The organism is Burkholderia sp. AU39826, assembly GCF_020419965.1.
In the GTDB taxonomy this organism is placed as follows: Bacteria; Pseudomonadota; Gammaproteobacteria; order Burkholderiales; family Burkholderiaceae; genus Burkholderia; species Burkholderia semiarida.
Genome location: NZ_JAIZQG010000018.1, coordinates 54,939 through 79,531 on the forward strand (window position 1 = coordinate 54,939; position 24,593 = coordinate 79,531).

Consider the following 24,593-nt stretch of genomic DNA (forward strand, 5'->3'; position numbering starts at 1 on the left):
CTCCTCATGCGAACAGACGGTCGGTATTCGCGAAGCCGCGCGTGTTCTCCGCGCATGCGCGCCGGCACGGGTCGTCGTCGGGCGCCGCGCCGTCGGCCGGATACGCGCGGTACGCGATCAGCTTCACGGCTTTCGGCGCGTAGTCCGGACGCGGATCGAGCGGATGCGGCGCGGTCGAGAACGCCGCGAGCGTATTCATCTCGAAGCGCAGGTCGAACGCGCTGCCGGCCGGCGAATGGCCGGCGACGAAATCGAGCGCGCCGTCGTCGCGCGTGTCCAGCTTGCTGAAGAAGTTGACGTTCGCGGCGAGGTCGCGCGCCGACAGTCCGTATTTCGCGAGCTCGAGCACGAGGCTGTCGCGGCCGTTGCGGATCATCGCGTTGCGATCGGCCTGATACGACGACGTGCCGTACTTGTGCGCGAACAGCCGCGCATCGCCGACGCCGCCGAGCGGATCGTGCCAGCCGAGCGTGTCGGCCGTGATCGACGCGATCACGCGCCCCATGTCCGTGTACAGCGCATGGCCGCGCGTGAGATGCGCGGTGTGCTGCGCCTTCAGCGTGTCGGCCATGTTGTAGCGCTCGAGCAAATCTTCCTGACGATGAAAGACGGCGGACAGGTTCGCGCCGCCGTCGACATCGACGATGCGCAGCGCGAGACCGCGCCGCAGAATGCCGGACCAGTGTGTTCCGGCGGGAATCAGCGTTTCCCACGCGACGTGCGACGGTGGGGCGAGGACGGCTTGGGGGCTCGGCGACATGGCGGCTCCGTGGGTCGGTTGGACAAAAGGCGTGAGAGGGCGACCGAACGACATCGCGACCTCCCGGGCTTTTATCCCTCCGTGGAGCCTCGCCGTTTCCTCGAATCGAGGCGAAGGCAAGACCGGATTGCTCTCGGACCAGGCATCGCGCGGCGCACGCCGCACGACCGGAACCCTAGCGATCCTGAAGATGATGCAAATTGCTTCGCACCTCTCGGGCATCGAACAAGCGAGTTACGTGCCAGCCATCGCCCAATCGCCGCACGACACGGCCCGACGGCGCGATGCCGCACGGCATGCGGATGGCGGACGCGTCTGCTTGCCCTCGCGGCGGGCGCGCGGCGCACCATGCGCACGCAACCGCGCACCGGCGCAGTGCGCGTCGCGCGCTCGCGCACCGGCCGATCCGCGATGGCATGGGCATTGCTGAATCCATGCACCGCCACCTCATCCCCGATCCTTCATGAACAAGCTCGACCTGCTCCGGCGCGTACTGCACGCGCTGTTCGCCGCCCGCTTCATCGAACTTCAGCGCACCATGCGCCGCCGTTGAATCGCGTTGCCGCGCGCCGTTGGCACGCTTCTCGCTCGGCATGACGCCGAGAGGTGCGGCGGCGTCGCATCTTAGGGGTGCTAGGGTTCCGGTTCATCGAACGTCTGGTCCGAGAGCAGCCCGGCGCGGGTTCATCCGATCGCAAGAGCGGGTGCACGCGTGCTACACGGCGGGACAAAAGCCCGGGAGATTGGCGATGGCAACGGCCGTCGCGCCTCTCCGTGGCCGCCCCGTTCGTTCCGCATCCGCAGGAACCGGTCACGCAGCCGGACCGTGTGCTCGCGCACGGTCCGTATCGACGATCCCGATCCCGGTCTCCTGGAGAACAACGATGACCCGTCCCGCCCCGGCGTTCCGCCGCCTGCCGTCCTTCCGTTTCATTCGTCATGCACTGGGCGCCGCCGCCGCGGCTGCCGCGCTATGGGCGTCGCCCGCCGCACAGGCTGCCGCACCGTTGAAGATCGGCTACAGCGACTGGCCGGGCTGGGTCGCGTTCCAGGTCGCGCTCGACAAGGGCTGGTTCAAGGAGGCCGGCGTCGACGTCGATTTCGAATGGTTCGATTATTCGGCGTCGCTCGACGCGTTTTCCGCGGGCAAGCTGGACGCGGTCGCGGCGACCAACGGCGATGCGCTCGTGACGGGCGCATCCGGCGCGAAGAACGTGATGATCCTGCTGACCGACTATTCGGCCGGCAACGACATGATCGTCGCGAAGCCGCCGCTGCGCACCGTCGAGGCGCTGAAGGGGAAGAAGATCGGCGTCGAGCTCGGCCTGGTCGACCATCTTCTGCTCGAAACCGCGCTGCAGAAGCACGGGCTCAAGGACAGCGACGTCACGCTCGTGAATGCGAAAACCAACGAGCTGCCGCAGGTGCTCGGCTCGTCGGCCGACATCGCGGCGGTGGCTGCATGGCAACCGAATGCCGGCGAGGCGTTGAAGCGCGCGCCGGGCGCGCGGGCGATCTTCACGTCGGCGGATGCGCCGGGACTGATCTACGATGCGATCACCGTCGCGCCGGCGAGCCTCGCCGCGCGGCGGGCCGACTGGGCAAAGGTGGTCAAGGTCTGGTATCGCTGCGTCGCGTACATCAACGATCCGAAGACGCAAGCCGATGCGGTCAAGATCATGTCGGCGCGCGTCGGGCTCGCGCCGGCGCAATACCTTCCGCTGCTGAAGGGCACGCATCTGCTCGACGAGGCGGCCGCGAAGCGTGCGTTCCGCAAGGGCGACGGGCTCGATTCGATCTACGGCTCGACGCGCAACGCGAATGCGTTCAATGTGCGTAATGCGGTGTACAAGCAGTCGCAGGACGTCGACGCGTATATCGATTCGCGGTTCATCGACGCGCATTGATCGTGGGAGGCTGGCCGGCGCGCGCGGCGACGCGGTGCGACGCGCCGGTGGGCTATGCCGGGGCGGTCGCGGTGTGTGGGCTTCTATCCCGCCGACGGCGATACCGCCGTCTTCGTTTCTGGGCGGCCTGACGGCGTGTACCACGATGGGCAAGCAAGATCCCGGACCTTTCGCATCAACGAACAGACGCGTAGACCTTCATGTTTCGAAGGCGTCCGCTCGGCTCGATTTGCGCGTGCTGCTGCGTTCCTTCGAAACCCATGCCGACGCGCTCGCAGAGCCGCCAACTTTTCTCATTCAATTCGTCCACCAATGCTTGCACCCGCCGCGCCCCCAGATCTGAAAACGCGAATCGAAGCAACGCATTCACACCTTCGCTTATCAGGCCTTGACCGAGATAGGGCGTGCGGCCCCACCATCCGATATCGAACGCTGGAATTGACCAGACAGGTCTGTGTACGCCTCCGCAGCCGACCACTGTTTCGGTATCGCGGAGAAGCATGAGGAAAGAGAAGTCGCGTCGGGCAGAGAAGTCGGCGAATCGCGTGCGGCAGTAGGCTTCGGATGCGTCGATCGACGGTGGCTCGATCGCCCATGGAAGCGACGCGGGAAATTCCCGCAACGCATCCAGCGACTCAATCGTCGCGTCGAACAGCTTTTGCCCATCGCCAGCTCTGGGGCAGCGAATGGTTAGTCGTTCCGTGAAAAGGGTGTCGCTTACATCAAGCAGAACGGGTTGCATGTCCATGTGCGCTGCCTGGTTTTAGCGGCAACGGGCTGCAGTGGCCTGAACAAGACGCAGGCCCCATCCAGTTTGCAACGTACCGTCTTCGCTTTGCATGGGCGCGAACGCCGACAACAGTTCTCTTTTGAACTGCGCGCGCGCGGCTTCCGACATCCGGTCGGCATCGTAGGTGTCCAGCATGTCGAACCACAGCTGCTCGGGTGTAGGCGTCCAGTCGATTTCGATGTCCTCAAAAGCCACATCGACAAAATCGGGCTTGAGTAGCTCTTGCCAACCCGCTTCACTGCGTGTGCGCGCGTCACCGAGTCGCAACTCCGTGAGCTGAGCCTTCGCGATTGGCTTGAAGATGTCCAAAAAGACTTCGCCGACCTTGCCGGTCAAAAAGCTCCGCCCGACGATAGCGGAAAAGCTGCCGCCGTCGCGCAATACCCGACGAATCTCTCGAACAACTTGTTCGATATCGTCCATCAACATGAGCGCCATGTGCGACAGCACGTAGTCTACCGAGCCGCTATCGAGCGACAGTTCTTGTGCACGCTCGTTGAGCAACCGGATTTCGCGCGGCAATATTCCCCGAGCCACGCTTAACTCGCCATCGCTGATGTCTATGCCGATCAGCTTCGTTGCTGCATGGCCCCTGTCGTTCAGAATTTGCAGCAATGGCCCATCACCACATGCCAGATCGAGCACAGTCCGCGACATCGCTTCATTCGGTACACGATTCGCCAGTGCGTGATAGGAAGAGAGGTAGGTTGCCTGCGCAGATCGTGCAGGTCGATTGCCATAGGCCCGACGCGTTGCTCCTGCCCGGCGGCGGTGAAAATCTTTCAAGTATATTTCTGCACGCGAGGTCATTCTTGCGCCATTCGATCGTTCGCTAGTTGGGAGCGCTCGTGACTCCAGCGCGTGAACCCCAAGCGGATTGTCGACGAACCAGACCACGATGTCGAACGTCTCAAAATGGCCGGTGACGGCCTGTCGCCACCGCCGGCCGCAAGCTGGATGGCGAGCCGCCTGAAGCCGCGTCTCCCCAGCTCCCCCACTTCACCCGCCTCTCGGCAACCGCACCGCGAATACGGTTTCCGTCCGGTCGGACCGCGCATCGATCCAGCCGCGATGCGCCTTGGCGATTTCGTTGGCGATGAACAAACCGAGCCCCAGGCCGCCATCGTCACGCTTCCTATCCGGATGGTCCTCGCCACGCTGCAGCGGATCGAAGATACGGTCCAGCGTGACCGGATCGATCGCCGGCCCGCGATTGCCGACCTCGACCAACACTTCCGAATCGGTCGCCGCGGCCGTCACCCGCACCGGCGTCCCGGGCGTTCCGTACTTGACGGCATTGCCCACCAGATTGCTCAGCAACTGCTGCATTCGCTGATCGTCCCAATCGCCGCGGAGGTCGCCACGTATATCGACGTCGATATCGCGATCAGGGTGCCCCGCCCGCAGTTCGTCCACCACATTGGCGAGCACGTGAGCGAGATCGACATGGCGAGGAACGACGTTGATGCCGAGTCCGAGCTGCGTCCGGTTGAAATCGCAAAGATCGTCGAGAAGGCCCTGCATGCGACCGCCGCTCCTGATCAACCGGCCGGCGGCCTCGGACACTTCCTCGCCCGCATTGAGTGCGGAGAGATACGACGCCGTGACCTGAATCGTCTGCAACGGCGTGCGCATGTCGTGGCCCAGCATACCCAGCAGCAAGTTACGCGACTGCTCGACCTGTTCAGTAAAAAAGGCGACCGATTCCGCCACCGCCTGATCGATCGCCTCATTGAAGCGAATCATGTCGTCCAGATGAGGCGGGCTCGGCTGACATGCGTCGATCCACAAGCGCAGCACGCTGGCGCGCAGTGCGCGATACTCAGCCACCAACTGGTTGATGTTGAAGCCTCGCCGCGCACGCAGCACGGCATGCGTCTGCGCGGCCGTCTCCGCGGCGTTCGCCGGCTCGGCCGCGCGCCCCAAGGATTTTTCGTGTTGTGCCTCCCGCGTTTGCGGAACGGCGATGTCCTGGGCTACGGCGGTCAGGATCTCGCGCGCGTGATCGCGCAGCCCATGCGAGTTCATGTGCCGCGCAGCCGGTAACAGCGTGGCGGCAAACGCCTCCCACTGGACCAGTATCGGCTCCATGTTTCGTATGATGAAGTCAGCTAGGCGCATGTCGCCCCTCACAATGGAATGAACGGTGGATGCTGCTGTCGAACCGCACGATATCACGTGAAGCCCGGCGGGCGAGCCGATCGTCGCCTCCACGCGGAATCGCCAGCCGGGACGGGAAACAGGAAACCCACTGCAACGTGCGTACCAGTCGAGCCGCACCAGCGGCGTAGTTCGATCAACCCGGCATCGCCGATAACGGACACGCGTCAACCCCGTTTTGCAGGGCGGCGCAGCACGATCCTTGCTCCCCGCCCCATTCGACTTTCACTTGGCGGCGGATCCGGCCGCCGCTACGAGATTGCACATGCCCAGGAAAAAATCCAGCATCTGGTTGCGGCATCTTGAACTGTTTTCCGCTGCGGCCGGCGCGCGTCCGAAGAAACGGGCCGGCAAGCCGCGGCCGGCCGCAAAAAAGGCCGCCAGGAAGGTCGTTCAACGAACCGGCAAGCCGACCGTCGCCGCCCCTGCCGCCAAACGGACGGGCATGGTGCCCGCCGTCCGCGCTCCGTCGGCCCGGCCGGCCGGCACCTGGCTCCGCTCGTTTCATTCCGCCGGCCCGAGCGCCGGCCGGCTCGTGAACCATCTTGCGTATGCGCTGTACCTCCCCGCGGCACCTGCCAGCACAGCGGGCATGCCGGCCGTCGTCATGCTGCACGGCTGCAAGCAGACGGCCGAATCGTTCGCCGCGGGCACGCGCATCTGCCGTCTCGCCGAGCGGTCCGGTTTCGCCGTGCTGTTTCCCGAGCAGGCCAAGACGGCCCATGCTCATCGCTGCTGGCACTGGCACGGCGACGCGACGCAGTCCGAAGCCGCGGCCGTCGCATCGCTCGTCGACGCGATCGTGAAACGCCACGGCTTCGATCGCGACCGGATCTACGTGGCCGGCCTGTCCGCCGGCGCCGGGCTCGCCGCGGCGCTGGCGCTACGGTATCCCGACCGCTTCGCGGCCGTCGGCCTGCATTCCGGCCCGGCCATCGCGCCGCCGTCGTCGACGATGGCCGCGATGAGCCTGATGCGTCGCGGCATCCGCGACGATCCGATCCACGCGCTCGACGCGTGCGCCGACGTCGCGTCCTATCCCGGCATGCCGGCGCTCGTCGTGCACGGCGCGCTCGATACGGTCGTGACCGACCGGAACGCAACGCAGCTCGGCATCGCGTTCGCGCGGCTCAACCGGCTCGTCGACGAACATGGTGCGATCCGCGTCGGCGAGCAACGCAGCTACGCGCAGGGCGATGCGGACTTTATCGATTATCTGAAGGGTGGACGGTTGATCGTCCGGGTGTGCATCGTGCGCGGGCTGCCGCATGCCTGGAGCGGCGGAGATCCCGGCGAGCCGTTCCATTCCGCCAAGGGGCCGGACGCGACGGCGATGTTCTGGCAATTCTTCCGTCGTCAGCGCCGCAAGCGACTGGCGTGACGCACGACACCCGCACCGCCGGCCATCAGGTCGTCACGCCCGTTGCTCCAGCGTGGCCGCGGCCGCGCGGTCGCCGGCGCGCCGAACCGGCAACCGTATCCGGAAGGTCGTGCCGCGCCCCGGCTCGCTGGTCACGTCGATGGTGCCGCGGTGACGCTCGACGATGCCGTGCGAGACCGACAACCCGAGCCCCGTGCCCTGCCCGACCGGCTTCGTGGTGAAGAACGGATCGAAGATCCGCCGCACGACGTCGGGCGTCATGCCCGCACCGGTATCGCTGATCTCGATCGACACCTGATCGCCGTCGCTCGACGTGCGGATCGTGATCACGCCGCGCTCGGCAATCGCCTGCGCCGCGTTGACCAGCAGGTTCATGAAAACCTGGTTCAACTGCGACGGCAGGCATTCGACGTGCGGGAGATCGCCGTAATCGCGCACGATGTCGGCCTTGTACTTGAGCTCGTTGTGGACGACGTTGAGCGTGCTCTCGAGGCCCGCATGCAGATCGACCACGCTCCATTCGTCGCTGGCCGGGCGCGAGAAATCGCGCAAGTCCTGCACGATGCGACGCACGCGCAATGCGCCGTCGATCGACTCGTCGATCAGCGGCGCGATCTCGCCGCGGACGTAGTCGAGATCCGCGGCACGGTGCACGGCCGTCAGCGCGTCGCGGGTGGCCGGATCGAGTTGCGGCAGCGCGGCTTCATGCGCGGCGACCACGTCGAGCAGGCTGCGCACCCACGTCTTCAACGTGTTGAGGTTCGCGCTGACGAAGCCGATCGGATTGTTGATCTCGTGTGCGACGCCGGCCGCGAGCTGACCGATCGACGCGAGCTTCTCCGATTGCAGCAACTGTTCGTGCGTTTCCTCGAGCGCATGCAGCAGGCGCCGCTGTTCGTCCTTCTCCTGTTCGAGCAGCGCGTGCGCGGCCTTGCGTTCGTCGATCTCGGTCGCCATGTTCTCGCGCGTGCGTTGCAGCATCCGCGTCGTCTGCTCGTAGCTGTGCAGCGCGCGTTCGAGTTCGCCGGTTCGCAACCGCACGAGCCGTTCGAGCGTATCGGTCATCCCGCGCAGGAAAGTTGTGCGCGCATCGAAACGGCACACCAGCAGCGTGACGACCAGCGTCGCCATCGTAAACAACGCGACGGTCGTCGCGAGCCACGGCGCGTCGACGCCGTTCGCGGCGCCGCACCGCGCATCCGGCGCGAAGTGCGCGGCCGCCATCGCCGTGTAGTGCATGCCCGTAATCGCGACGCCCATGATGACGGCCGCGCCGATGCGTTGCGCGGTCGCGTGATGCGCCTGCCGCATGCGCAACGCCTGCGCGATCCACAGCGCGGCCGTCGACGCGATCACCGCGATCCCGATCGACGCGGCGAACAGCGCGGCGTCGTAGCGAATGCCGGGCTGCATGTGCATCGCGGCCATCCCCGTGTAGTGCATGCCGGCGATCCCGCCGCCCATCAGCACGCCGCCCGCGCACAGCCGCCGCCAGCCCAGCCGCGCGCGCGTGACGACGTTCAGCGCGAAGTACGACACGAGCACCGCGATCGCCAGCGAGGCACCGGTTTCCTGCCATGCGTAGCCGAGCGGCACCGGCAGCGAAAACGCGAGCATGCCGACGAAATGCATCGACCAGATTCCGGTGCCCATCGCCGCGGCCCCGCCGCCGAGCCATGCGCGCTTGAGCTTCGGATTGTCGAGCAGCGAAATGAACGCGGCGAGATCGAGCGTCGTATAGGAGGCCAGCGTCGCGATCGCGAGCGACAGCAGGACGAGCGGAAGATTGTAGATGCCATGCATGATCGGACGCCCGGAACGGGTTGAATGCATCGCCGCGGCGCGGGCGGTCGCGCGCCCCGCGGCCGTCAGGCCGACGTTCGATGTCAGGCCGGCGGCGCGCCTGCGTTGGGAGCGTGCGTCTGGCCGGCCGGACGCGCCAGCACGAGAATGTCGAACGGCGTGCCCTCCCGCGTCTCGAAGCGGCGCACGAGCTCGATCTGGTGCGCGGACATCACGCTTCCCTTCGTCATCAACAACACGCCGCGATGCGTGCGCAAATCGTCGGCGAGCTCCATCCCTTCGCGCAGTTGAGCCGACCGGATTTCCGCGACGGACGCCGCGATGCCGAGACTCGCCGGATCCCGCATCAACTCGATGAAGTCGGCAACCAGTTGCGGGTCGTACCGCACGCTCGCCTGCGAGCGCAACACGTCGATCGCCTGCTCGATCGAATGCGGTGCGCCGATTTCGCCGTGGCGCAGCCCTTCGAAATCGCGCGCGATCGCGACGATCCGCGACCCGATCGGGATCGCGTCGCCGACCAGCCCGTCCGGCGTGCCGCGGCCGTTGAAGCGCTCGTACTGGTGCAGCACGATCGACGCGACCTTGTGCAACTGGGCGACCGGCGTCAGCACCATCTGCGCCCGCAACGGATGCTCCTGGAACACGCGGTGCTCGTCCGTGGTCATCTTCGCGAGCGGCTTGTGCAGCAATTCGTCCGGCAGCGACAGCTTGCCGATGCCGTGCAACAGCCCCGCGAAATAGACGTCCTGCGCGTGCAGTTCGCTCATTCCGGCGGCCAGCGCGAGCCGCCGCGCGATCTCGCCGACGCGCATCGCATGCCCGCTCGCGGCCCCGCAGCGCAGCTCGATCATGCTCGCGCACACCTGAACCATCGCCGTGAAGCTGCTTTTCAGGTCGCCTTGCGCCGCTTCGAGGAACATCACCGTCTGGCCGAGCTCCTCGGTGCGCGCGCGAACCTGCGTTTCGAGGTCCGTATTGAAACGGCGCAGCGCTTCGTTCTGCGCCTCCGTCAGCGCCGCGAGCCGCGCCGCTTCGCGACGCAGACGGCGCTGCTCCAGCGCCTGCTCGATGGTCAGCAGCAGGTCGTGATCGTCCCACGGCTTGTTCAGGTAGCGATAGACGCCGCCTTCGTTGACGGCCTGCACGACCGACGCGATCTCCGCATAGCCGGTCAGCAAAATGCGCATCGTGTCCGGGTACAGCGCCCGCGCGCGCGCCAGGAATTCCGCGCCGCTCATGTGCGGCATCCGCATGTCGGACACGATCAGGTCGATGTCGGTCGACGCGAGGATGTCGAGCGCGGCCTCGCCGCTGTCGGCGGTCACGATGTCGTAGCCGGTGGGCCGGAATACGCGCCTGAGCGCGGACAACACGTTCGGTTCGTCGTCGACCAGCAGGATCGACGCCGCTTCGCCGGATGCCGCCGCGGTGTCGGACGTTTCGGGCGACACGGCATTCACGCCGTTTGTTGCAGATGTCGTCATAATCGGCCTCGGATCAATTATTTACGCCCTCTCTGCAACATCGGCCGGCTCCGCGTTTTCCACATCGGGGGAAACGCTAATACGTGCGCGTCGATTTCAACCGGCATGCATCGCGCGAACGCTACGTCGCCGCCGTGCCCGGTCCGCGCCGGTAGTAGATGTCCCATTGCGCTTCGGCGGTTCGCACGAAACCGTGCCGTTCGTAGAAGCGGTTCGAGTCGCTGCCGCGCAATGCGCCGACGCGAACGGGCATCCGGTGTTCGTCGGCTTCGGCGAGGATCCGGCGCAGCACGGCGGCGCCGATACCCTTGCGCTGATGCGCGGGCAGGATGTACAGGTGGTCGAGCAACCAGTGGTCCGCCATCGGGCGAAGCGTGTAGAAGCCCGCACGCAAATGGCCGGCTTCGATGAAACGGCATTGCGCGGGGTCGAACGACGCGAGAAACCGGTCGCGCGCACGCTGCGGATCGAAACGGCCGATGCGCTCGAGGCTGTCGCGCATCGCGGCGATGCGGATCGCGACGAGCGTGTCGGCGTCGGCGTGCGTGACGGGGACGAAGGTCAGGGACATTGTCATTGGCTGGCGGGATGCACGGAGAAGCAAGCGCCCGGTCTGGCGGCGCCGCGCCACCCGGGCATCGAGGACGCACGACGTCGCCCGGGCGCCTCGATGCGTCGCACCGCGTGGCCGGAAATCCTTCGCCGATTATCTCGCGCTTCACCGACGAACGAGGCCAACCGAGCCCGGGCGTCTTCGTTCGACGCGGGCTTCGGCGCGGCACGTCACCCTCTGGTCGGTGAGCGCGAAGCAAACGAACCGATGCAATCGGCTCAATGGAATAAAAAGCGCTGGCCGGTGAACCGGCCAGCAAAAAGGTCCTGGCGATCCGAGGTTGGTGTGTGCCAGAACCACATGCATTGAACGGCGCGCGCGGTGTGACGGGCGGGCAGGTCAAACGATCGATCAGGCCGATCGGAGCTTGCCCGCTCGAACCCGTGCAATAATCTGTGATCGCAGTTCAGGCCGGGCTAACCGATGCGTCCCGGTTTGCGCTCACGCCCGCGAACCTGAACGCATCGTCGGGCGTCGGTACTTCCCATGTCGCGATCATCTCGTCGGTCGGAAGATAGTCGGGATCGGCCGACGCGACCCCGACCCATACGCCTTGGGATACCTGCCTGCCATGGAGATAAAAGTGCAGCTCCCGGCCAGCGCGCTCGCACGTGCACCGAATCCTCTCCACCGATCGGCCCAGTTTTCTGATCCGTGCGACCTGGTTGCGATCCAGCTCGAACATGGCGCTCATCACCCCGTCGCAATCGCCGATGCCAAGCATGTTACTGTCATCGGTGAACATCCACGATGGATGCGGCGTACCCAGGCGCAGCATGAAAAAATCAGCGGACTCTGAACCAATCATCCTGTTTCTCCGGCAAAAAATACGTCGTTCCACCCACTGAAGCTTGATCGGAACGCACATCCATCCAACCTGTTCCCTTCGCCCTGCCTGAATGCTCGAACGGACGTGCGCCAGCGCCTGGTAATCGGCAGGCTCAACATCGCCACGCGCGGCGTCCGTCGCTTCCGAAGCACCTACACGCTTGCCTGACCCGTGACGGGTTCGGCGGCGATACTGTCGGAACCGGAAAGTCTCACCGCAACAGCGGCTGCCGTCGTGCTCCCGTAGACGTTGAGGGCGGTTCTCCCCATGTCGAAAAACGCGTCGACGCCCAGGAGCAGCAGCACCGCATCGGCGGGCAACCCGATCGACGTCAGAACGATGGTGATGGCGACGATCGCCCCGGACGGCACGTTGGCTGCGCCGTCGATGGTGATGATCGTCAAGATCAGAATCGTGATCGCGAGCGGCCAGGACCACGCAAGGTGATAGGCGTCGGCCAGATAGCCGACCGCAAGGGCCGTGTAGAGCACCGCGCCGTCGCGGTTGAAAATATAGGCGAGAGGCAAGATCGTCGACGCCACGCCGTACGGAACGCCCAGTTCAACGAGTTTCTTCAGATGCAGCGGGTAGGTAATTTCGGAGGAGCGCGTCGTGAAGCCGAGGATCAGCGGTTCCTTCACCTTCCTGAGCACGGCCAGAGGCGACTGACCGGCGACGCGAATGACGGCCGTGAGTACAACCGCGAGAATCGCCATGCCGAGATAGGCGACGCCCAGAAGCTCGATAAGCGAGTGCGCGCCCGCAAAGCCCTTGGCTGACAACAACTGCGCGATCGCGGCGAAGATCGCGAGCGGCGACCATGCGATCACCCACTGGACCATCTTGAACAGCCCCGACAGCAGCGCCTCGAACACGGCGATCGCAGGCTCGGCGCGCTCGGGGGCCGCCGCCAATGCCGCACCGAAAATGACGCCGAAGACGAGCACCGGCAGCGAATTTCCCGCCGCGAGCGCAGCGACGATGTTTGCGGGAATCAGATCAACGAGAAATTTCGTCCAGTCGATGCTCGACGCGAGCGCCGCGGGCATCGATCCGGATTGCGTCATGCTCGCACCGAGGCCCGGTCGAAATGCAAGGTTGAGCAGCAGGCCGAGCGACGCGGCCAGGCCCGTCATCAACACGAAGAAGCCGATACTGGACAGGGCGACCTTTCCTAGCCGCTCGCGAAGTCTGCCGGCCCGAAAGACCCCGACCGTGACCGACAGGAAGATCAGCGGCATGACGACCATCTTGATCGCGTGGCCGAACATCGCGCTCAGAAAGCCCAGCTTCGCGGCAAAGCCCGGCGCAAACACGCCGCACGCGGCGCCCAGGACGAGTCCGCCAAGCATCTGCATCGGGAGGGAAAGCCCTTTATTTTTCGTGTTCATGCCGTGCCTTTAACAGTTTGATCCGTGCCGGCGTACCGTCAACGATGTGATTCCACATATGCTGACGCGCAAGCTCGCCGTCGTTCGCTTCGATTGCGTGAAAGATGTGCAGGTGCTCGATCGTGCCGCGCCGAACGGTTTCGGCGTCGCCGCGCGGGAGTTCGTTCAGGGCCAGGGTCTGGGCCCGCAACAGACCATACGCCGACGAGATCCGGACGTTCCGTGCGGCAGCGAACAACTCTTGATGAAACACCCAGCCGATACGTTGCTCGAGCATGATGTCCGAGACGTCCCGCTCAACCAGTTCCTGCATTTTTACCGCGGCCTCGCGCAGCCCTGCCGTTGCGCCCGACCTCGCTGCAAGAAACGCCGCGGTACTCTCCAGCGCCAGCCGCATTTCAAAAATTTCGCGGAGATCGCTCGTGGTCGGCGAAGCGACATAGGTGCCGCTCTTTTCGATGACGACGACCAGCCCTTCGGACTCGAGCAAATGCAATGCGCTGCGCACCGGCATTTGGCCGAAACCCAGTTCATCTGACAGGCCTCGATGAGATACTTTCTGTCCAGGCGCAAGCCGGCCGTCAAAGATCCTCGATCGGATCTCGTCGTAGGCGAGCTCTGCATCTGTCGAGACTTTCGACGTCATCTGTGATCGCAGTTAGCGTATGATTGAAAAGAAGTCGCGGATAGGAAATTACCCTTACTCATAACGCACGGCAACTGATAATTTTGCGAGTGGGTATACCGAAAGAGAAACGGAAGAAAATCCGCGTCACGAAGAGAGCCGATAATTATATGATTTCACAAGATGTGCGCTTTACCATCTGTGCCGTCCGTGCGGAAGAAACCTATCCCCTCAGAGCCGCAATCCTGATGGCGGGAGACGAGGAGGGAAGCGCCCTGCATGGCGACCTCGCCCCCACCACCATGCACTTTGCCGTTCGCGACCACGACGCCATCGTCGCCGTCGCATCGGTTTGCAAGGAAGGACACGCCGGCGTTTCGGACGCCGACGCGTGGCGCCTGCGCGGCATGGCCGTCCATCCGTCGGTACGGGGCCTGGGATTCGGACGCCTGCTGGTCAATCTGTCCATTCGCCATGTGCGCGAACAACGCGGCATTCTGCTCTGGTGCACGGCGCGCGAATCGGCATATCGGTTCTATGAAATCCTCGGGTTCGATCGCGATCCGATTCCGATTTCAATGCGCGGGCGCGACGACATGAAATTCTATCTAATGCAGCGCCGGATCGAGCGCTGAGTTTCGTCCGCGGCTGACGTTCGATCTCGGTCGGCGTCAGTGTCCGGCGCCGGCCGGCCCGGACAGATATTCAACGATCGCCTTCTCCATTTCGATTATTGCAATCGCGGAGAAAATGGAACGGTTATCCAGAATGACCCTGGCGACCGGTACTTTCCTTCCTGATGGCTGATCGTCGGGGCGGCCCGCAACTGAATATCGCGTTCACCTCCCTTCTCCGCCTTCGCTTGCCGTTGTCGACATTCGGCGGCGCGACGGCGCGCACCTCGATACACCTCCGTGGACCCCGGTTCCTATCAGGGAAACTCCGTAAGGCGCGACGTTATCAAACGAGATTAACTTATATCAAACTAATTTTGACGGGAATTTATGTTCCTGATATGGTCTTTCCGCCTGCAAAGCGCGACGACACAGGATAGCTGGAGCGGCAACGAAAGCAAGGAAGTCGCTTTCGTTCAGGTTGGGGCGCCGCGATCGTTCTGATCGGGGGTGCAGGACAGGTCGAGCAGCGTCGCGTTCCCCGCATCAAATTGTAAGGATAACGAAATGGTCGAATGTGGCATGCCGATCGGACCGAGCGAATATACGACGCCGGCCGGCGCGACCGGAACGACGCACAGGCCGTGCGTCGTCATCTGCATTCGAATGCGACACAAGCCGTTTCAATCCGTCCCGAAACTTCTCCTCACAGTGAAATGCAGATGAAAAACAAGAAGATCAACATCAGCGTTATCGCCGTTGCCGCCTTCGCAGCATCGTCGGCAGCAATGGCACAGTCGTCGGTCACCCTGTATGGCATGCTCGATGCCGGTATCGGCTACACGTCGAACATCAATGGCCACAGCAGGTACGGCCTCGATGGCGGTGCCGCCGGTTCGAACAAGTGGGGCCTCAGGGGGCAGGAGGATCTCGGCGGCGGCCTCCAGGCGGTATTCAAGATCGAGAACGGTTTCAGTATTGGGACGGGCGGCATAGGCGGCCAGGGGCCCATCGGTAACACGCGTTCGCTGTTCAACCGCCAGGCTTACGTGGGCCTCGCGTCCAATCAGTACGGCGCCTTGCGCTTGGGGCGCCAGCTCGACGCCGTGACGGAAATGGTCCAGGTCCTGACGGGCGACGCCATTTCGGCGTCGACCTTCTCGACCCCGGGCGACGTCGACAACAACGACAACACGACGAACCAGAACAACGCGGTGAAGTACATTTCGCCGATCATCCACGGCTTCCAGGCCGAAGCCGCGTACTCGTTCGGCGGCGTGGCCGGCGCAACGGGCTCGGGTCAGTCGTGGTCGGCGGCCGCGACCTACGCGCAAGGCGGCCTGACGGTCGCCGGCGGCTACTTTCGTGCGGTCAACCAGGGCGAGAACGGCTGGCTGAACGCAACGGCACAACCGAGTTTCGGCGGCGCGCTGGGCTATCCGAGTTCGGGCTACAACGGTGGCAATGCGTTCAAGAGCGCGGGCATCGCGCAAGTGGCCGCGCAATACGAGGTGGGGCCGTACACGGCTGGCCTGCGCTACTCGAACGCCCAGTACAAGGGCAACGATGGCCAGCCGTCGATCCACTTCAACGTGCTCGGCGCGCTGCTGCAGTACCGGGTCACGCCGGCGCTGTCGCTCGCGACCGGCTACACGTATGTCTACGGTTCCGCGGCCACGCCCGCGCAAGCCGCCGAAGGTCGCACGATGGCCTCGATCAACCAGGTATCGCTGGGTGCAACGTACTCGCTGTCGAAGAGTACCGCGCTGTACGCGATGGGCGCCTACGTGCATGCGAAGGGCGCGCAGGCCTCGGCCGCCGACTTCGGCAACACCTCGTCGGGCGGCAACCAGGTTCAGGTCAACATCGGCATGTTCCACGGCTTCTGATCGCCGACCGGCAACACCGGCGCAGTGGCGGCACGACCCCGGCGTCGTGCCGCCCGGCCTGACCGGCGAACCTAGCCGCCCTCCTGACTCGCCATGCGTTCCATCCATTCCTCGAACGCGGACACGGCGGCATCGTCGGCGCGATCGGCGTTCGTCACTAGCATGTAGTCGTCGGCACGCCATACCGGTGCCGCGATGGGACACACGAGGCGCCCCTCGGCAAGATCGCGGCCGATCAGCGGCAGCGAGGCCAGCGCCACGCCGAGCCCCTCGATGGCCGCGCCCAACTGAAGATTCACGTGATCGAATTCGACATGGCGCGCGGCTCGCAGATCGGAAGCGCCCGCTTCCTTCAACCAGTGCGACCACGCGGAGCGTGTCGTGGCCGAATGCAGCAGGACGTGATGGCGCAGGTCGGCCACGCTCTGGATCGGATGCTGCCGCAGCAAGGCGGGATTGCAGGCCGGCACGCGCAAATCAGGCATCAACGAGCGCGACACGACACCCGCGCCCTGCTCGGGACCGGAGCGGACACCGATATCGAATGCGTCGGCGACATAGCGCAGCTTGCGCGACGTCGTCGACACCCTCACGTCGATGTCGGGGTACCGCGAATGAAAATCGGCGAGCCGCGGCAGCAGCCAGCAAAGCGCGAAGCTCATCGGCACATTCACCCGCACGACGCCTGATATCCGGTGCGTCAACGGGTTGTGGCGCAGCCGCCCCACCGCGGTACCGAGGCGCTCGAACGCGTGGCTGACGTCGTTCAGCAACGCGGCCCCTTCGTCGGTCAGCACGACGCCGCGCGGACGACGGTCGAACAGCGGCAGCCCGAACCAGTCCTCCAGCAACCTGATCTGCTTGCCCACGGCCCAGTGGGTCACATGCAGTTCCGCCGCGGCAGCCGCGAAGCTGCCGTGCCGCGCGACCGCATCGAAGGCGCGCAGCGCATTGAGCGGGGGCAACTCGCCCCGGGGCTTCGCGGCATCCCGGCTTTCGTTCATGACGTGACTTTTTCTCCCGATTGACGCGATTTTAGCTCAATTGAAATGGCTGTCGCGTCGGCCATAAAATCGACGCATCGAGCGTGAAAGCGATGCCACGGGCGGCTTCCATCCCCCGCTCGCACGGAGCGAATGACGATGCGCCTGCCGGTTTTTTCCCCTCCCGTGATGCAGGAGACTGCGCCACCCCGACGGCGCGTGCTGTGGCTATCGTGCGTTGCGCATGCCATGCACGACGGCTATACGGACATGATCTACGCGCTGCTTCCCGTGTGGCAGTCGGAATTCGGGCTCGACTTCGCGGCCCTCGCCATCCTGCGCGGCGTCTATGCCGGCACGATGGCGACGCTGCAATTGTCGGCCGGGCGTCTCGCGCAACGCCTGGGCAGCCGCTCGACCCTCGCAATCGGCACGCTGCTCGCCGCGCTCGGCTATGCGATCGCGGGCATGTCGGGCGGCCTGCTCGGCTTGGGCGTTGCGCTCGCGATTTCGGGCGGCGGCTCCAGCACGCAGCATCCGATCGCGTCGGGCGCCGTCTCCCGCGTCTATGGGCGCGACGCGAGAGGCCCGCTGAGCATCTACAACTTTTCCGGCGATCTGGGGAAATCCGCGCTGCCGGCCGCCATTTCGCTGCTCGTGACGATGATGCCGTGGCGTCATGCGCTATGGATCGTCGCCGGATTGGGCGGTGTCGTGGCCGCCGTCATCGCGCTCTGGTTTCCGGCCGTGCCACGCACCGCCGGGAACACGACGGTCAAAGGCCAGGCGTCCGCTCAACGCAGCGGCACCGGGCGAAGCGGATTCTCCGCGCTGTTTTCGATCGGCGTGCTCGATACGGCCGTACGCATGGGACTGCTTACCTTTCTGCCGTTCCTGCTCAAGGCCAAGGGCGTCTCGCCGCAACTGCTGGGCACGGCCCTTGCGCTCGTTTTCATCGGCGGCGCGGCCGGCAAATTCATGTGCGGCTGGCTCGGCGCGCGCATGGGCATGGTCAGGACGGTGCTGCTCACGGAGGGCGGGACAGCGGCGTGCATCATCGCGGTGATGTATCTCCCGTTGGCGCCGACCATGGTGCTGCTGCCCATTCTGGGTATGATGCTCAACGGCACTTCGTCGGTGCTGTACGGGACCGTGCCGGAGATGTCCGCGCCCGAACGCACCGAGCGCGCGTTCGCGATCTTCTATACCGGGACGATCGCGTCGGGCGCGCTGTCGCCCGTGCTCTACGGCCTCCTGGGCGACTGGATCGGCGTGCACGGCGCCACCTATGCGACCGCGTTGACGGCCCTCGCGATTTTTCCGCTCGCCCTCGCGCTGCGCCCGCATCTGGCGGACGACTCGACAGGATGAACACCATGACGAAACCTGACTACCCGACCGTCGCCCTCGTCGGTCCGGGCGCAATCGGAACGACCGTCGCCGCGGCCCTTCATGAAGCCGGCCGCACGCCGGTGATCTGCGGCCGCTCGGCGCACGCGCAATTGAAGTTGCGCTTCGACGGCGGCGAAATCGTCGTGCCCGGGCCCGTGCTGACCGATCCGCAAGCGATCGAGAGCCGGTTCGATCTCGTGTTCATTGCGGTCAAGTCGACGCAGATAGCGAGCGCGGCGCCCTGGGTCTCCGCGCTATGCGACGCGAATACCGTCGTCTGCGTGCTGCAAAACGGCGTCGAGCAACAGGCCGCGTTCGCACCGTATGCGGCCGGCGCCGCGGTCGTGCCGTCGGTCGTCTGGTTTCCCGCGCAACGCGAATCGGGCGAGTCGGTGTGGCTGCGCGGCAAGCCTCGGCTCACCCTGCCCGATACGCCGGCCGGCAACGTGGTGGCCTCGGCGTTGCGCGGCACGCGCTGCTCGCCCGAGGTGGCGGACGATTTCGTCTCGCTCGCGTGGCGAAAGCTTTTGCAGAACGCGGTGGCGGGGCTCATGGTGCTGACCGGTCGCCGCGCCGGCATGTTCTCGCGAAGCGACATCACCGAACTATCGCTCGCCTACCTGCGGGAATGTCTCGCGGTCGCGCGTGCGGAGGGCGCGAAGCTGGGCGATGAAGTGCCGCAGGAGATCATCGATGGATTCCACGGCTTTCCGCCCGATTTGGGAACGTCCATTCTGGCCGACCGGCAGGGCAACCGCCCGCTCGAATGGGACTGCCGCAATGGCGTCGTGCAGCGATACGGACGAACGCACGGCATTCCGACGCCGATCAGCGATCTGGTCGTGCCGCTGCTCGCGGCCGCGAGCGACGGGCCGGGCTGATGCCGGACCGCCACAAATACCCTGCGCCAAAGGCGGCGCTAACGTCTGACAAAAGATGCTTGCTGCCGCTCCGTACGAATCAATCGCCGTCGCCACCCGCCCGGCGCGCGCCGATACGAGGTCAATTCCGGTAAAAATTGACCGGCCGAACAAAAAGTTACCGTTCGTTTCAAAGATGCCCAGATAGTGAGTTGCCGTCCGGCTATTCTTCCGTCACCCACAATAACGATCCCATCTGGGGGTGACATATGAACACCATCATCAAGAGCGCCCTATGCGCCGCCTTCGTGCCGTTCGTACTCGCTGGTTGCGGCGGCGACGACGGCGGCGGCACGCAAACCGGTACGCTGCACGTCGCGATGACGGACGCGCCTTCCTGCGGCTTCGACCATGTGTACGTCACCGTCTCGCAGGTCCGGGTCAACGCGAACGCGAATGCCTCCGACAACGATGCCGGCTGGTCGACCGTTTCCCTCGCGACGCCGCAGAAGATCGACCTGCTGTCGCTGACCAACGGCGTGCTCGCCGATCTGGGCCAGACCGCGCTGCCCGCCGGCCAGTATCAGCAAGTCCGGCTGGTGCTCGCGCAGAATCAAGGCAACAACCTCGCGAACTCGGTCGTCCCGACCGGCGGCTCGGAACAGGCGCTCGCCACGCCGAGCGCAACGCAAAGCGGCTACAAGATCATCCAGCCGTTCACGGTCCAGCCCAACACGCTCGTCGATCTCGTGCTCGACTTCAATGCATGCAAGTCGATCGTCCAGCGCGGCAACGGCTCGTATGCGCTGAAGCCGGTCGTCACCGCGGTCCCGACCGTCGTGAGCGGCGCGATCGCCGGTTACGTCGCATCGGCCGAAGCCGGCTCGACCGTCTATGCCGAACAGGGCGGCAAGGTCGTTCGCGGCACCGTGGCCGACAGTTCCGGGAAGTTCGTGCTGTCGCCGCTGATCCAGAGCTCGACGCAGGGCAACTACGACGTCGTGATCGTGAAGAACAACTTCGCGTCGGGTATCGTCCGCTCGGTGCCGGTGGTGGTGAACACGACCACGGCGGTGTCGGCGTCGACCGCACCGATCACGCTGCCTGCGTCGACGATGAGCACCGTCAGCGGTACGGTCACGGCCAGCGCGAACGCCTTCGTGCGCGCGCTGCAGACGATCGATGCGAACGCGTACGAGATCACGTCGATCAACGCGAACATGGACACCGGCGCCTATTCGCTGTCCGTGCCCACGGCCGCGCCGATCGTCGGCACCTACTCGGGTTCGCTGCCGGTCGCGCTGGCCGCGGCGCCGGCCGCCGCAGGCCAATACACGATCGAGGCCGACGCGGCATCGGGGGCGACCCAATCGGCAAACGTCAACGCAACGACCAGTCAGTCCAACGTCAACTTCAGTTTCTGACGCGCTGACGGCATCATCGAAAGGGCCGAACGGCCCTTTCCTTCCAACGGGAGAACGAAGTGAAAAAAGGGATGATCGCGTTGCTCGCGGCGGCGAGCATGGTGGGCGCGCTCGGCGGGTGCGTCGCCTACGTTCCTGGCGCACCGGTCGTGGTCGCGCCGCAAGGCGGGCCGGGGAATGGATTCTGTCCGCCGGGACAGGCCAAGAAAGGCAACTGTTGATGTAAAGCCCGCGGCAGCCGCGGGCTTTTTTTCATCCATCGCGCGAGCGAGCCGGCGCCCATGCCCGACGGCTCGGCGAATCCCCGTTCCCCGCCGCGTCACTCCGCCAGCTTCGGCGGCCACGCATGGCCTTCGGCCTGACAATGCCTGCACCACGCATACAGCGCGTCGTACATGACGAGACCGTGTTCCAGCATCGCGTGATCGTCAGGAAACATGTCCGACAGTCCGAGCGAAATCGCATGAAGCCCGCTCGACTGCGGCGTCAGGTCGAGCCGCGACGTATCCGCGCCGCGGATGATGCGGGCCATGTGCCGCAACGCCTGATCGTCGGTCAGGCCGTACTTGCCGAGAAACGCGTCGAAGCTGCATTGCTCGCCGACGTGCGTCAATTCCACGCCGGGAATGTCGTACGGGATCGCGCCGGTCTCGCCGGCGATGCGCAGCACGTCGCCCGGCGCAACATAGAGAAATTCGGGCGTCGCGTCGATAAAACGGGCAATGAGCCAGGGACACGCTACCCGGTCGATTTTCGGACGTTGGCGAGTAATCCATTGCATGGCGGCCTCCACGATCAGTGATGCAACAGCGGATACACGATCAGGCCCATCACGGCGGCTCCACCGACGACCACCGGCTCCGACAGCTTCTTGAACCTGACCAGCAGCACGATCGTCGCGAGCGCCACCAATGCGGTCGGCACGTCGACGATCGAGCGTCGGGCCAGCACGATCACCGACCCCGTGATCGCGCCGACGGCCGCGGCCGTCACGCCGTCGACGAACGCCAGGATCGCCGGCAGCCTGCCGTATTTCTTGAAGTACGGGGCCGGCAATACCGTGAACAGATAGCACGGCAGGAACGTACCGACCGCCGCCATGCACGCGCCGGGCAACCCCGCCACCAGATAGCCGATGAAGCCGACCGTGATGACGACCGGGCCCGGCGTGATCATCGCGACCGCCACGGCGTCGACGAACTGCTTCTCGCTGAGCCAATGGTGCTCGGTGACCACGCCCCCATAAAGGAACGGCACGATCGCGAGCCCCGAGCCGAACACGAACGCGCCGGCCTTCGCGAAGAAGACGGCCAGTTGCACGAGCTGCGGCCAGTCGACGATACCGAGCCAGGCGCCCGTGGCGGAAACGGGCCACGCCACGACCGCATCGACGCGCCGCTGGCGTAACCACCGGGGCGGCGCGCGCGTGAACCAGACGAGCACGCCCGCCGCGAGAAACAGCCACGCCACTTCCGATTCGGTGATCACCGTCACGGCCACCAGCGCGAGATAGATCGCCCACAGCAGCGTGTCGCGGCCGATGCTTTTCGCGGTCAGCTTGCGCGCGCTGATCGCGATGATGCCGATCACCGCCGCGCCGACGCCGTAGAACACCGACTGCATCCACGTCAGGCCGCCGAATCGCGTGTACGCGTAGCCGAGCAGCACCACCATCAGAAACGACGGCAGCACGAACGCGATCCCGACCATCGTGGCGCCGACGATGCGGTAATGCACGTAGCCGAGATAGATCGCCAGTTGCGCGGCGAGCGGGCCGGGGGCGAGTTGCGCGAGCGCCAGGCCTTCCTTGTAGTCCGCGTCCGCGATCCATCGGCGCGTATCCACGAGATCCCGATGCATGTAGCCGGCGAGCGCGACCGGCCCGCCGAACCCCGTCGCGCCGAGCCGCGCGAAGTACCCGATCAGTTGCCACAGCGTATAGGCCGGGCGGTCGCGATGTGTATTCATGTTGGCGCGAGCAGCATGGTCAGGGTTGGCGGTTGCCGCGGAAATGCACGTACAACGAATCGAGTACGGCGCCGATCTCCGTCAGCAATGCGTCATCGTCGGCGACGCGCTTCCGGGCGCCGGCGAGAATGGCCTCGAATCCGCCGGCTTCCGGCACGGTGGCGCCGCCCACATCCAGCGCATGCACCATGGCGCCCAGCCGGGCGAGTCCGTCGTGGTCGCCCAGCCCGAAGCTGACGAGCAGCACCTCGAACGACACGCGATCGCCCACATGCGTGAACGCGGCGCCGTCGAAGTCGAAGCCGAGCGCGCCGGCCGGGCAATCGGCGAGATTGTCCAGCCACACGAAGCGTGCATGCGGATCGATGAAACGCTGAATCAGCCACGCGCTGGCGACGCGATCGACCCACAGGTGACGGCGCGTCGCCCACAGCCTGCCCTGATACTGCGCACGGTCGCGACGCGGAATGCCGCGCTGGGCGGCATGCGGCTCGCCGGGCGAGCGCAACGCTTCGACCGCGGCGGTGAAATCCCGCCATTGCGCCTGCGCGCGCAGCGAAGTTTCGCCGGGAAAGAAATCGATGCTTCGAATCGCCTCGTACGTGCGAGCATGGCGGCGTTGCAGGCGGTTGAGCTCGGCGACCGCCAGATCGGGCAGCGTGCTGCGGGCCGCCGAAAGCTCGGCGAGCCAGCCTGCGTAATCGCCCGCGCGATCGAACAGCGACTGGTACGCGTCTTCGTCGGCAGGATCGTCCGCCCGGACATCCAGCAACCACGCCTGCCCCTCGCCGTTGCGCGCCTCGTCGGCGAGCTCACGCAACTGCGCCGCCTGCTCGGCATGCGCAGGCAGCAGATAGGCGCCGTCCCGCGGTGCACCACAGCCGAGCGCCTTGACGGTACGCCAGATGCGCATGCGGGCAGTCGCGCCGGAGGTCGGCAGACTGACGATCAACAGGAGCCAGGAAGTCGGGACGGCATTCATGACGGCAGCATAGGTGGCTGTCACGAACACTGCAATTCGGTAGATATCGCTACACCATTTCGACGGCAGGCAGCCATGCTCGACGCGTGGAACAGGAAGGCGAAAACAACGACCGTCAAACACGCACGGGCCGCCTCATCGCCGGCCGCGCAACCCGATGCAGGCCCGATATGCGATCGACGCCGCGGGACATCGTGACGATATCCTGCGAATCGGGCGGTTCTGCGCATAAACTGAAAGCACGCCACGGCAGGCTGCCGTCGAGCGATCGAACGCTTTTCCCCGACGCCGCGCAGACTGCAACTGAACGGCAAACGCAGGCCCGCACATGAATCCGCCCCATGAAAATTGATCCCAGCGTCATTCCTCACTATCTTGTCCTGCGTGCGGGCTGCCCCCCTTATGTGCTGAATGCGGATCGTCAGGTGCTTCGCCGCCAGGCGAGTCGGCTCTTGCTGGCATTCGCGCGAACGCGCGGAGCGATCGCCCATGTCGACGGCATCGCCTGGAACGTCTTCTCCGACAGCGAGGGGCTCACGATAGTCGAGCGTCGCGAGACCGGATTCTTTTCGTTGGTCGCGGGAAACGAGACCGAACGTCAGTTGCATTTGCTGACGACCCTCTGACGTCGTCGCCGGGACGGCGTATCGCACGGGCGACGGGCATGCCGGCAAGGGACCGATCGCGACCCAGGCGTCACGCGTTCCGCCCCTGCCGATAGCGCTTGACACGCTT

General features: G+C 65.2%; 23 protein-coding genes and 2 riboswitches. Of the genes, 8 read left to right on the forward strand and 15 right to left on the reverse strand.

Going from position 1 to position 24,593, the window contains the following annotated elements; translation table 11 throughout:
* Window positions 1-4: 4 nt before the first annotated feature.
* Entirely contained in the window at window positions 5-760 is a 756-nt protein-coding gene (locus LGM42_RS25095) for an urea amidolyase associated protein UAAP1 (RefSeq protein ID WP_226233544.1), read from the reverse strand.
* Window positions 761-818: 58 nt separating this feature from the next.
* A riboswitch (guanidine-I (ykkC/yxkD leader) is annotated at window positions 819-950 on the reverse strand.
* A gap of 432 nt (window positions 951-1,382) precedes the next feature.
* Window positions 1,383-1,504, forward strand: a riboswitch (guanidine-I (ykkC/yxkD leader).
* A 140-nt stretch (window positions 1,505-1,644) separates the two neighbouring features.
* On the opposite strand from LGM42_RS25095, the gene LGM42_RS25100 reads away from it, so the two are divergent.
* Window positions 1,645-2,667, forward strand: coding sequence for an ABC transporter substrate-binding protein (locus tag LGM42_RS25100; RefSeq protein WP_226233546.1), 1,023 nt, complete (start codon window positions 1,645-1,647; stop codon window positions 2,665-2,667).
* A 175-nt stretch (window positions 2,668-2,842) separates the two neighbouring features.
* Here the strand turns inward: LGM42_RS25100 and LGM42_RS25105 are convergent, their stop codons facing one another.
* The 3 genes from LGM42_RS25105 to LGM42_RS25115 all read right to left on the reverse strand — a co-directional run bounded on the left by LGM42_RS25105 (window position 2,843) and on the right by LGM42_RS25115 (window position 5,578).
* Entirely contained in the window at window positions 2,843-3,415 is a 573-nt protein-coding gene (locus tag LGM42_RS25105; RefSeq protein WP_226233548.1) for a GNAT family N-acetyltransferase, read from the reverse strand.
* A 15-nt stretch (window positions 3,416-3,430) separates the two neighbouring features.
* Complete coding sequence (locus LGM42_RS25110) at window positions 3,431-4,267, reverse strand: class I SAM-dependent methyltransferase (RefSeq protein WP_226233550.1); 837 nt, start codon at window positions 4,265-4,267, stop codon at window positions 3,431-3,433.
* Between the two features lie 189 nt (window positions 4,268-4,456).
* On the reverse strand, window positions 4,457-5,578 hold the full coding sequence (locus LGM42_RS25115) for a sensor histidine kinase (RefSeq protein WP_060313912.1): 1,122 nt from the start codon (window positions 5,576-5,578) through the stop codon (window positions 4,457-4,459).
* Window positions 5,579-5,882: 304 nt separating this feature from the next.
* On the opposite strand from LGM42_RS25115, the gene LGM42_RS25120 reads away from it, so the two are divergent.
* Window positions 5,883-6,998: a PHB depolymerase family esterase gene (locus LGM42_RS25120; protein ID WP_226233552.1), complete on the forward strand. Its 1,116-nt coding sequence runs from the start codon at window positions 5,883-5,885 to the stop codon at window positions 6,996-6,998.
* A 33-nt stretch (window positions 6,999-7,031) separates the two neighbouring features.
* Here the strand turns inward: LGM42_RS25120 and LGM42_RS25125 are convergent, their stop codons facing one another.
* The 6 genes from LGM42_RS25125 to LGM42_RS25150 form a co-directional block, all read right to left on the reverse strand.
* The gene (locus tag LGM42_RS25125) at window positions 7,032-8,801 is read right to left on the reverse strand and encodes a histidine kinase (RefSeq protein WP_226233554.1); all 1,770 of its coding nucleotides are present in this window, start codon (window positions 8,799-8,801) and stop codon (window positions 7,032-7,034) included.
* Between the two features lie 83 nt (window positions 8,802-8,884).
* Window positions 8,885-10,288, reverse strand: a complete 1,404-nt coding sequence (locus LGM42_RS25130) for an HD domain-containing phosphohydrolase (protein WP_226233556.1) — start codon at window positions 10,286-10,288, stop codon at window positions 8,885-8,887.
* Window positions 10,289-10,409: 121 nt separating this feature from the next.
* Window positions 10,410-10,859 carry a GNAT family N-acetyltransferase gene (locus LGM42_RS25135; protein WP_089466218.1) on the reverse strand — a complete coding sequence of 150 codons (450 nt, stop codon included), beginning with the start codon at window positions 10,857-10,859 and terminating at the stop codon, window positions 10,410-10,412.
* 448 nt (window positions 10,860-11,307) lie between these two features.
* Complete coding sequence (locus LGM42_RS25140; protein WP_060010662.1) at window positions 11,308-11,709, reverse strand: hypothetical protein; 402 nt, start codon at window positions 11,707-11,709, stop codon at window positions 11,308-11,310.
* 173 nt (window positions 11,710-11,882) lie between these two features.
* Complete coding sequence (locus tag LGM42_RS25145) at window positions 11,883-13,121, reverse strand: dicarboxylate/amino acid:cation symporter (protein ID WP_226233558.1); 1,239 nt, start codon at window positions 13,119-13,121, stop codon at window positions 11,883-11,885.
* The gene (locus tag LGM42_RS25150) at window positions 13,105-13,767 is read right to left on the reverse strand and encodes a GntR family transcriptional regulator (RefSeq protein WP_059577463.1); all 663 of its coding nucleotides are present in this window, start codon (window positions 13,765-13,767) and stop codon (window positions 13,105-13,107) included. The genes LGM42_RS25145 and LGM42_RS25150 overlap by 17 nt, the downstream gene beginning before the upstream one ends.
* A 149-nt stretch (window positions 13,768-13,916) precedes the next feature.
* On the opposite strand from LGM42_RS25150, the gene LGM42_RS25155 reads away from it, so the two are divergent.
* Entirely contained in the window at window positions 13,917-14,381 is a 465-nt protein-coding gene (locus tag LGM42_RS25155; RefSeq protein ID WP_059577460.1) for a GNAT family N-acetyltransferase, read from the forward strand.
* A gap of 455 nt (window positions 14,382-14,836) precedes the next feature.
* Here LGM42_RS25155 and LGM42_RS25160 read toward each other — a convergent pair whose 3' ends face one another.
* Window positions 14,837-15,016, reverse strand: a complete 180-nt coding sequence (locus tag LGM42_RS25160; RefSeq protein ID WP_155634551.1) for a hypothetical protein — start codon at window positions 15,014-15,016, stop codon at window positions 14,837-14,839.
* A gap of 66 nt (window positions 15,017-15,082) precedes the next feature.
* Here LGM42_RS25160 and LGM42_RS25165 point away from each other — a divergent pair, with 66 nt between their 5' ends.
* Window positions 15,083-16,249: a porin gene (locus LGM42_RS25165; protein WP_059578008.1), complete on the forward strand. Its 1,167-nt coding sequence runs from the start codon at window positions 15,083-15,085 to the stop codon at window positions 16,247-16,249.
* Window positions 16,250-16,320: 71 nt separating this feature from the next.
* On the opposite strand, the gene gcvA is transcribed toward LGM42_RS25165, so the two are convergent.
* Complete coding sequence (gcvA, locus tag LGM42_RS25170) at window positions 16,321-17,253, reverse strand: transcriptional regulator GcvA (RefSeq protein WP_060313929.1); 933 nt, start codon at window positions 17,251-17,253, stop codon at window positions 16,321-16,323.
* A gap of 138 nt (window positions 17,254-17,391) precedes the next feature.
* On the opposite strand from gcvA, the gene LGM42_RS25175 reads away from it, so the two are divergent.
* From LGM42_RS25175 to LGM42_RS25185, 3 genes are all read left to right on the forward strand, one after another.
* The gene (locus tag LGM42_RS25175; protein ID WP_226233601.1) at window positions 17,392-18,603 is read left to right on the forward strand and encodes an MFS transporter; all 1,212 of its coding nucleotides are present in this window, start codon (window positions 17,392-17,394) and stop codon (window positions 18,601-18,603) included.
* Between the two features lie 5 nt (window positions 18,604-18,608).
* Complete coding sequence (locus LGM42_RS25180) at window positions 18,609-19,505, forward strand: oxidoreductase (RefSeq protein ID WP_226233560.1); 897 nt, start codon at window positions 18,609-18,611, stop codon at window positions 19,503-19,505.
* 248 nt (window positions 19,506-19,753) lie between these two features.
* Window positions 19,754-20,908, forward strand: coding sequence for a DUF4382 domain-containing protein (locus LGM42_RS25185; RefSeq protein WP_226233562.1), 1,155 nt, complete (start codon window positions 19,754-19,756; stop codon window positions 20,906-20,908).
* A gap of 319 nt (window positions 20,909-21,227) precedes the next feature.
* On the opposite strand, the gene LGM42_RS25190 is transcribed toward LGM42_RS25185, so the two are convergent.
* Genes LGM42_RS25190 through LGM42_RS25200 form a run of 3 tightly spaced genes read right to left on the reverse strand, consistent with a single transcriptional unit; the run spans window position 21,228 to window position 23,858 of the window.
* A complete protein-coding gene (locus tag LGM42_RS25190; protein WP_226233564.1) occupies window positions 21,228-21,689 on the reverse strand; it encodes a chromate resistance protein ChrB domain-containing protein in 462 nt (153 codons plus the stop codon).
* 14 nt (window positions 21,690-21,703) lie between these two features.
* Window positions 21,704-22,876 carry a chromate transporter gene (locus tag LGM42_RS25195; protein WP_226233566.1) on the reverse strand — a complete coding sequence of 391 codons (1,173 nt, stop codon included), beginning with the start codon at window positions 22,874-22,876 and terminating at the stop codon, window positions 21,704-21,706.
* A 19-nt stretch (window positions 22,877-22,895) separates the two neighbouring features.
* Window positions 22,896-23,858, reverse strand: a complete 963-nt coding sequence (locus LGM42_RS25200) for a chromate resistance protein ChrB domain-containing protein (protein WP_226233603.1) — start codon at window positions 23,856-23,858, stop codon at window positions 22,896-22,898.
* A 341-nt stretch (window positions 23,859-24,199) separates the two neighbouring features.
* On the opposite strand from LGM42_RS25200, the gene LGM42_RS25205 reads away from it, so the two are divergent.
* Window positions 24,200-24,484, forward strand: a complete 285-nt coding sequence (locus LGM42_RS25205; protein ID WP_059577438.1) for a hypothetical protein — start codon at window positions 24,200-24,202, stop codon at window positions 24,482-24,484.
* Window positions 24,485-24,593: the final 109 nt, after the last annotated feature.

Coding starts and splice junctions, on each gene's coding strand:
- LGM42_RS25095 (WP_226233544.1), bottom strand. CDS start 760: ATGTCGCCGAGCCCCCAAGCCGTCCTCGCCCCACCGTCGCACGTCGCG.
- LGM42_RS25100 (WP_226233546.1), top strand. CDS start 1,645: ATGACCCGTCCCGCCCCGGCGTTCCGCCGCCTGCCGTCCTTCCGTTTC.
- LGM42_RS25105 (WP_226233548.1), bottom strand. CDS start 3,415: ATGGACATGCAACCCGTTCTGCTTGATGTAAGCGACACCCTTTTCACG.
- LGM42_RS25110 (WP_226233550.1), bottom strand. CDS start 4,267: ATGACCTCGCGTGCAGAAATATACTTGAAAGATTTTCACCGCCGCCGG.
- LGM42_RS25115 (WP_060313912.1), bottom strand. CDS start 5,578: ATGCGCCTAGCTGACTTCATCATACGAAACATGGAGCCGATACTGGTC.
- LGM42_RS25120 (WP_226233552.1), top strand. CDS start 5,883: ATGCCCAGGAAAAAATCCAGCATCTGGTTGCGGCATCTTGAACTGTTT.
- LGM42_RS25125 (WP_226233554.1), bottom strand. CDS start 8,801: ATGCATGGCATCTACAATCTTCCGCTCGTCCTGCTGTCGCTCGCGATC.
- LGM42_RS25130 (WP_226233556.1), bottom strand. CDS start 10,288: ATGACGACATCTGCAACAAACGGCGTGAATGCCGTGTCGCCCGAAACG.
- LGM42_RS25135 (WP_089466218.1), bottom strand. CDS start 10,859: ATGTCCCTGACCTTCGTCCCCGTCACGCACGCCGACGCCGACACGCTC.
- LGM42_RS25140 (WP_060010662.1), bottom strand. CDS start 11,709: ATGATTGGTTCAGAGTCCGCTGATTTTTTCATGCTGCGCCTGGGTACG.
- LGM42_RS25145 (WP_226233558.1), bottom strand. CDS start 13,121: ATGAACACGAAAAATAAAGGGCTTTCCCTCCCGATGCAGATGCTTGGC.
- LGM42_RS25150 (WP_059577463.1), bottom strand. CDS start 13,767: ATGACGTCGAAAGTCTCGACAGATGCAGAGCTCGCCTACGACGAGATC.
- LGM42_RS25155 (WP_059577460.1), top strand. CDS start 13,917: ATGATTTCACAAGATGTGCGCTTTACCATCTGTGCCGTCCGTGCGGAA.
- LGM42_RS25160 (WP_155634551.1), bottom strand. CDS start 15,016: ATGACGACGCACGGCCTGTGCGTCGTTCCGGTCGCGCCGGCCGGCGTC.
- LGM42_RS25165 (WP_059578008.1), top strand. CDS start 15,083: ATGAAAAACAAGAAGATCAACATCAGCGTTATCGCCGTTGCCGCCTTC.
- gcvA (WP_060313929.1), bottom strand. CDS start 17,253: ATGAACGAAAGCCGGGATGCCGCGAAGCCCCGGGGCGAGTTGCCCCCG.
- LGM42_RS25175 (WP_226233601.1), top strand. CDS start 17,392: ATGCGCCTGCCGGTTTTTTCCCCTCCCGTGATGCAGGAGACTGCGCCA.
- LGM42_RS25180 (WP_226233560.1), top strand. CDS start 18,609: ATGACGAAACCTGACTACCCGACCGTCGCCCTCGTCGGTCCGGGCGCA.
- LGM42_RS25185 (WP_226233562.1), top strand. CDS start 19,754: ATGAACACCATCATCAAGAGCGCCCTATGCGCCGCCTTCGTGCCGTTC.
- LGM42_RS25190 (WP_226233564.1), bottom strand. CDS start 21,689: ATGCAATGGATTACTCGCCAACGTCCGAAAATCGACCGGGTAGCGTGT.
- LGM42_RS25195 (WP_226233566.1), bottom strand. CDS start 22,876: ATGAATACACATCGCGACCGCCCGGCCTATACGCTGTGGCAACTGATC.
- LGM42_RS25200 (WP_226233603.1), bottom strand. CDS start 23,858: ATGAATGCCGTCCCGACTTCCTGGCTCCTGTTGATCGTCAGTCTGCCG.
- LGM42_RS25205 (WP_059577438.1), top strand. CDS start 24,200: ATGAAAATTGATCCCAGCGTCATTCCTCACTATCTTGTCCTGCGTGCG.